This window comes from Albidovulum sp. (genome assembly GCF_049646345.1).
Lineage (GTDB): Bacteria > Pseudomonadota > Alphaproteobacteria > Rhodobacterales > Rhodobacteraceae > Albidovulum.
In genome coordinates this window covers 1-4,196 of sequence record NZ_JBARVQ010000598.1, presented here as the reverse complement: position 1 = coordinate 4,196, position 4,196 = coordinate 1, and the positions used below count along the sequence as shown (strand labels likewise).

Annotated in this window: 4 protein-coding genes; 3 read left to right on the top strand and 1 reads right to left on the bottom strand. The window is 62.3% G+C overall.

The features are described 5' to 3' along the window. Both WBB85_RS15645 and WBB85_RS15640 read left to right on the top strand, forming a co-directional pair. Positions 1 to 771: cation diffusion facilitator family transporter (locus WBB85_RS15645; RefSeq protein WP_432639531.1), on the top strand; the 771-nt coding region annotated here is incomplete at its 5' end. 260 nt (positions 772 to 1,031) lie between these two features. Further along, the gene (locus WBB85_RS15640; RefSeq protein WP_432639530.1) at positions 1,032 to 1,415 is read left to right on the top strand and encodes a hypothetical protein; all 384 of its coding nucleotides are present in this window, start codon (positions 1,032 to 1,034) and stop codon (positions 1,413 to 1,415) included. Between the two features lie 62 nt (positions 1,416 to 1,477). On the opposite strand, the gene WBB85_RS15635 is transcribed toward WBB85_RS15640, so the two are convergent. After that, the gene (locus WBB85_RS15635; RefSeq protein ID WP_432639529.1) at positions 1,478 to 3,502 is read right to left on the bottom strand and encodes a M3 family metallopeptidase; all 2,025 of its coding nucleotides are present in this window, start codon (positions 3,500 to 3,502) and stop codon (positions 1,478 to 1,480) included. Between the two features lie 129 nt (positions 3,503 to 3,631). On the opposite strand from WBB85_RS15635, the gene WBB85_RS15630 reads away from it, so the two are divergent. Continuing rightward, positions 3,632 to 4,196 (top strand): SDR family NAD(P)-dependent oxidoreductase (locus WBB85_RS15630; RefSeq protein WP_432639528.1); only part of this gene is annotated, 565 nt, incomplete at its 3' end.

Below are 4,196 nucleotides of genomic sequence, written 5' to 3'. Positions count from 1 at the left end.
GACCTGATGGTTTCGCTGGCCGGGCTCGCCGCCATCGCCTATGCCGCGAAACCGGCCGACGAGGACCATGCCTTCGGCCATACCTCGGCCGAGGATCTCGCGGCGCTCGGACAGAGCCTGTTCATTCTGGTGTCGGCGGCGGTGATCGGCTGGGCTGCGGTGGGACGGCTGCTGCAACCGGTGCCGAACGTGCTGATGGCAGAGGGCCGCGGCATTATCGTCATGGTCTTTTCCATCGCGCTGACGCTGGCGCTGGTCCTGTGGCAGCGGCGCGTCGCGGCGCAGACCGGGAGCCGGGTCGTCAAGGCGGATTCGCTGCATTACATGGGCGATCTGGTGCCGAATGTCGGGGCGATCCTTGCGCTCTGGGCCTCGGCGCATTTCGGCATCGGGCAGATCGACAGCGTCGTGGCACTGGGGGCGGCCCTGCTGCTGGCCTTTGGCGCGTTCAGGATCGGCAAGGGCGCGTGGGACGCGCTGATGGACCGCCGCGCGGACCCGGCGATGATCGAAGGGATCGGGCGGATCGCGGGCGGCTGGCCGGGCGTTCACGGGTTCCACGACCTGAAGACCCGCACCGCCGGATCGCGCGTGTTCGTGAACCTGCATATCGAGCTGGACGGCGCGCAGAGCCTGCATGACGCCCATGCCATCGGCGCGGCGCTCCGGCGCGCGATCCTGCAGGCTTATCCGCAGGCCGATGTGATCATTCACAAGGATCCGCTGGGCGATGCACCACATCCCGACGACCCGACAAAGGCGCAACCGTAGCCTGGTTTGCGCCGCGGCTTCGCCGCGCCGCGATGCCTCCGGCGGGGATATTTGGAGACGAATGATGAGATGTTGATCGTTCGTTTTCGGCGCTGTCGTGCTTTTCGCAGCAAGACCGTGGATTGAAGGCCGGTGGATGGAATTAGAATTTTATTTCATATTTGAATTTCTGATTGCAATATTATTTTACCGAGTGGACAAATTTTGGTATATAATTACAAATTGCCCTGTGTTAGATTTCATCTTTCGGAGCCTTGATTGTGGCTGCGAAATCAAGTGAACCTTTCACGAGAGTTAAAAAAATGATCAGATCCATGTCGGTTTTTGCCTTGGTTTCTGGCCTAGGCTTCATATCAATAGCCACTCCTCTTCATGCAGAGGGAATTCAGGATGTCCTTAGCGGCAAGACGCTGACATCCGCGAAGGGCAAGACGGTTTATGTTCTTGGACAAGACGGTGTACTGGGCGGAAAAATCGCCAAGCACAAAGTCGTCGGGATTTGGGAAGTCCGCGACGGACAATGGTGCAGAACGATAAGCGAACCGAAAGACCGCGAAGGCGATGCCTGTCGCGAGGTTGCAATTGACGGAGAAAATGTGACGCTTACCGGCGACGGTCAGTCGATCATGTATACCATGAAGTAGTCCTTCATGGCACGAACTTCCGGGCCGTCAATGGCGCGTTCGGACCATCTTTCATGGCCCGTCTAGCCTTGGCTTAGCCCCCTGCCCTTCAACAGCGCCTCTGGCCCCGGCATCTTTCCCCGGAAGGCGGTATAGAGATCCTCGGCCTCTTCCGATCCGCCTGCCGACAAGATGAAGCGTTCCAGTTTCGTCGCGGTATCGGCATCGAAGGCACTACCGGCCTCTTTGAACGCCTCGAAGGCGTCGGCATCCATCACTTCGGACCACATGTAACTGTAGTAGCCCGACGAATATCCGTCGCCAGCGAAGACATGAGCGAAATGCGGCGTGGCATGCCGCATTCCGATGGCATGCGGCATGCCGAGGCCTTCGAGCACCTCGGCCTGTTTGCGCATCGGGTCGGCGGGGGCTTCTTCTTCGTGGAAAGCCAGATCGACCAGCGCCGAGGCGAGGAATTCGACGGTGTCAAAGCCGCTGTCATAGGTCTGGGCGGCCAGCAGCCGGTCAAGCAGGGCCTTGGGCATCGGTTTGCCGGTTTCGGCATGGGTGGCAAATTCGGCCAGGACTTCCGGGACTTCCAGCCAATGTTCGTAAAGCTGGCTGGGCAGTTCGACGAAATCGCGGGCCACCGAGGTGCCGGAGATGGATTCGTAGGTGACGTCGGACAACATCTGGTGCAGGGCGTGGCCGAATTCGTGAAACAGCGTGCGCGCGTCGTCATAGGACAGAAGCGCCGGTTTGCCGGCCTCTGGCTTGGCAAAATTGCATACGTTGACGACGATCGGGCGGATATCGCCGGCCAGCTTCTGTTGCGAGCGCATGGCCGAACACCATGCCCCCGAGCGTTTCGAGCCGCGGGCGAAATAGTCGCCGATGAAGACGGCCAGATGCGCGCCGTCGCGGGTCACCTCCCATGCGCGGGCATCGGGGTGGTAGAGCGTGGCATCGAGCGCTTTGAAATCGAGGTTGAACAACCGGCTGGCCACCGCAAAGGCGGCATCGATCATCCGGTCCAGTTGCAGGTAGGGTTTCAGTTCGGCCTCGTCGAGGTCATGTTCTTCCTTGCGGCGCTTTTCCGAGTAGTAGCGCCAGTCCCAGGGTTCCAGCTCGCCGTTCACGCCGTCGCCATGCATCATGGCCGACAGCCGGGTGGAGTCGGCTTCGGCCGCCGCCAGTGCCGGTTCCCAGACCTGCATCAGGAGGTCCCGAACCGCTTTCGGCGTCTTGGCCATTTCGGTTTCCAGCTTGTAATCGGCAAAGCTGTCGTAGCCGAGCAGGAAAGCGCGTTCCTCGCGCAGCGCCAAGACTTCGGCAGCGATGGGACGGTTGTCGGTCGGGCCGCCCCCCGCACCGCGCGCGGTCCAGGCCTGATAGGCGCGTTCGCGCAGGTCGCGGCGCGGCGAGAACTGCAGGAACGGCACGATGAGCGAGCGCGAGGTGGTGATGACCGGGGCCTGCAGCCCCTTTTCGGCCCCGGCCGCGCGGGCGGCGGCGATCAGGAAATCGGGCAGGCCTTCAAGTTCATACTCGGTCAGTTCCATGTACCAGCTGCGTTCATCGGCCAGAAGGTTCTGGGTAAACTGGGTCGAGAGCACCGCGAGCCGGTTCTTGACCTCGGTCAGGCGGTCGGCGGCATAGCCTTCCAGATCGGCGCCAGAGCGGATGAATCCGCGCCGGGTCAGCATCAGGACGCGCTGTTGCTCGGGCGTGAGGTCAAGCGTATCGCGGGCATTCCAGAGTGTTTCGACGCGCTCGAAGAGCGGCTTGTTATTGGTGATTTCTGACCCGTAGGCGGCCAGCTTCGGCGAGAAATCGCGCTGAAGTTCCTCGCGTTTGGGCGTGCTGTCGGCACCGGCGATGTTGAAGAAGACGCCAAGGACGCGGTTGAGCGCCGCATCCGCCTGTTCGAGCGCCTCGATCGTGCTGGCGAAGGTCGGCGGTTCAGGGTTTTCGGCGATTTTCGCGATATTGGCGCGGGCCCGATCCATCGCGGCCTCAAACGCGGGGGCGAAGTCGTCATCGGTGACGTCAGCAAAGGGGGGAAGGGCGAAGGGTGTGGTCCAGTCGGCGAGAAGCGGGTTTGTCATCGGGTCTCCTTTGGGGGGAACCTAGGGGCTGGGAGGCCGAAGGAAAAGGGGCGGTGGCGGAATCGGCCTTGAAACCCGGTCCGGTTTCCGCACAGGCTGTTGTCTGAATCCAGCGAAGGGTGTTGCACGATGTCGAGTGACGAGGGCCAGAAGACGCTTCTGCTGACCGGGGCCAGCCGGGGGATCGGCCATGCCACGGTGCGCAAGTTCGATGCCGAGGGCTGGCGCGTCATCAGCTGTTCGCGTCAGGCCTTTTCAAAGGACTGCCCCTGGCCGGGCGGAGAAAAGAACCATGTTCAGGTTGATCTGGCCGACCCCAAGGCGACGATTGCCGCGGTCGAGGACATCCGGTCGCGGCTGGAGGGCGGCAAGCTGCACGCGCTGGTCAACAATGCCGGCATTTCGCCCAAGGGCGACGGCGGCGCGCGGCTGAACACGATCGACACCGACCTGCGCGACTGGGGCCATGTGTTCCACGTCAATTTCTTCGCCTCGGTCATTCTGGCGCGCGGCCTGAAGGACGAGTTGACAGCCGCGCAAGGGTCGATCGTCAATGTCACCTCGATCGCCGGGGTCCGGGTGCATCCCTTCGCGGGCGCCGCCTATGCCACGTCTAAGGCGGCGCTGGCCGCACTGACGCGCGAGATGGCACATGACTTCGGGCCGCTGGGGGTGCGCGTCAATGCCATTGCTC